General features: G+C 68.8%; 1 protein-coding gene. It reads left to right on the plus strand.

Translation table 11 applies throughout. The annotated features are described in order from the left end of the window. On the plus strand, positions 1-2,157 hold a 2,157-nt coding region (locus tag U9980_RS14705; protein ID WP_322768431.1), incomplete at its 5' end, for a hypothetical protein. Between the last annotated feature and the right edge of the window lie 59 nt (positions 2,158-2,216).

Genomic DNA, 2,216 nt, shown 5'->3' on the forward strand with positions numbered 1-2,216 from the left:
GCTGAGCACGAATTCGTCCTGGTCGTTCCATTGGACGCAAGCGGAATCGAGGGGTTTTCGCCCGAGCAGCAGGTAAAGGTCCTGGTCACCGATTGCGGCCGGACCTCGGTGTCGGTGGTCGCAGACCTGAATTCCGACGGCCACGGGCAGGCCATCCTTCGACTACCCGAGAGCCCCGCGGGCGCACGCATCCACCTCGGCCCGAGTGGTGTCGCCGACGAGGACCTTCCCGGGCTTCAGACCATGACCGTGAGCCTGTCGTCCCGGCTCCTGCCGGAGGCCAAGGGTCAGGTCGTGCGGCTGGAGCCGATCCGCATTCCGTCCTTCTACTGGTATCAGTGGTTGCGCTGGTGTCGCCGCTTCACGGTCCGTGGGCGGTTGCTGTGCCCGGACGGCAGCCCGGTGCCCGGCGCCACGGTCTGCGCCTATGACGTCGACTGGTGGTGGTGGTGGTGCACCGACCAGCAGGTGGGCTGTGCCACGACCGACGTCCACGGCGCCTTCGAGATCACGTTCACCTGGTGTTGCGGCTGGTGGCCGTGGTGGTGGTGGGCGCGCCGGCTGTGGCGCGTTGAGCCAGGCCTGGCCGAGAAGATCACGGCGGCGCTGGGCGCGGGCACGGACATCGTGCTGCCACCGCCCCAGCCGCGGCCCACCCTGGACATATTCGACACGGTCCTGGCACGGGACGGGGTCGCAACCGCCATGCCCACCGAGGCCGTCGACCCGGCTCGGCTCGACAGCCTGCGCGCCCGGCTCCTGGAACGGCTGCCGGCGGTGGCTGAACTGGAGCGGCTGCGCGTCTGGCCGTGGTTGCCCTGGCATCCCTGGTGGGACTGCTCACCCGACCTGATCTTCCGCGCGACCCAGAGCTGCGACGGCCAGGAGCGGGTGGTCCTGGACGAGTCCTGCCTGTCCGCCCGCCCGGACGTGCCGACCACCCTCAACGTCACCCTTGTCGCGAACGACAGCGCCTGCTGCGCCCACCGGCCGCCCTGCGGATGCGGCGACGCCGAGTGCCTGGTCATCTCGCATGCCTGTGGGGACCTGGTGGCCACCATCGGCGGCAACGTCGGCGCGTCGCCGATGCCGGCCGGCTACCGGTCACCGGGGGTGGTCGCCACGGCCGGTGACCGTCCGTACGCGGGCACGGTGGCACTCCACGGGGTGTGCGGTGACTGGATGGACTACTACGAGTTCGAGTGGTCCGACAACGCCGGCCTCAGCTGGCACGTCATGCCGGCTGGCGCGGCCGGCGGTTTCACGCTCACTTACTACGATCTACCGACACAATCGTGGAACCCCGTGTCGTTCGCGTTCACCACCATCAGCGGCCGGCTGGTGGTGGAAAGCCGGGCGCACTACGAAGCCACCCATTCACCGGGAAGCTGGGGGGTGACCCGGGTCTGGGTCGGAACGACCGACCTGCTTATGAACTGGGTGACGGCGGTCCCGTCGGCACCGACCGGACCGACGGCGTTGTTCGGCGACGGCACCTACCGGCTGCGGGTCCGGGCCTGGGATTTCGTCGGCGGCGGCCTGGAGAATCCGCGGATACCACCGCTGTGCGGAAGCGATGAGGAGAACCGCGTCGTACTGACGCTCGACAACAGGATGGTCGGCCCGGGTGCCGGACACCCCACCACTGCGAGCCACCCATGCGGCCCGGCCACGGTGCACCTGTGTACCACCGAGCCCGACACTCAGATCATCGACGTCCGGCTCGGCGGGGAACCGGCTACACCATGCTCGATCATCCGAGCGCATGACGGCACTACCGTTGACATCGAGTTCCTCGCCAACGACCCGGACGGTCATCTGGCCTATTACACGCTGCACGCGCTCTACGGCAACAACGGTGTCGTCGACCTGCTTGCCGCGCCGTCCGCGACTCTTACCCGGGTAGCGGCCGCGCAGGTCGGCCCGACGTATGGGGACGCGCGGGCGGGGGCGACCGCGCAGAACATCCCCGCGGCCGTTGCCCCGGTGTGGAACGGTGGCCGGATGCGCCTCACCATCGCCAACCTGCGGGACGCATTCCCCCAGTCCTGCTGCTACCTGCTCGAACTGCGGGCGTGGAAACGGACAATCGACAGTTGCGACGGCTCGTTCGGCCAGGGCAACTACAGCGTGTTCACCTTCACCGTAGAAATCTGACCGCTCCGTGCCCAACCGCGGTCATGGCGGCTCGTCCGCTCACGATCATCTAACGGCCG

This window comes from Protofrankia sp. Cr1, from assembly GCF_963555865.1.
Taxonomy (GTDB): domain Bacteria; phylum Actinomycetota; class Actinomycetes; order Frankiales; family Frankiaceae; genus Protofrankia.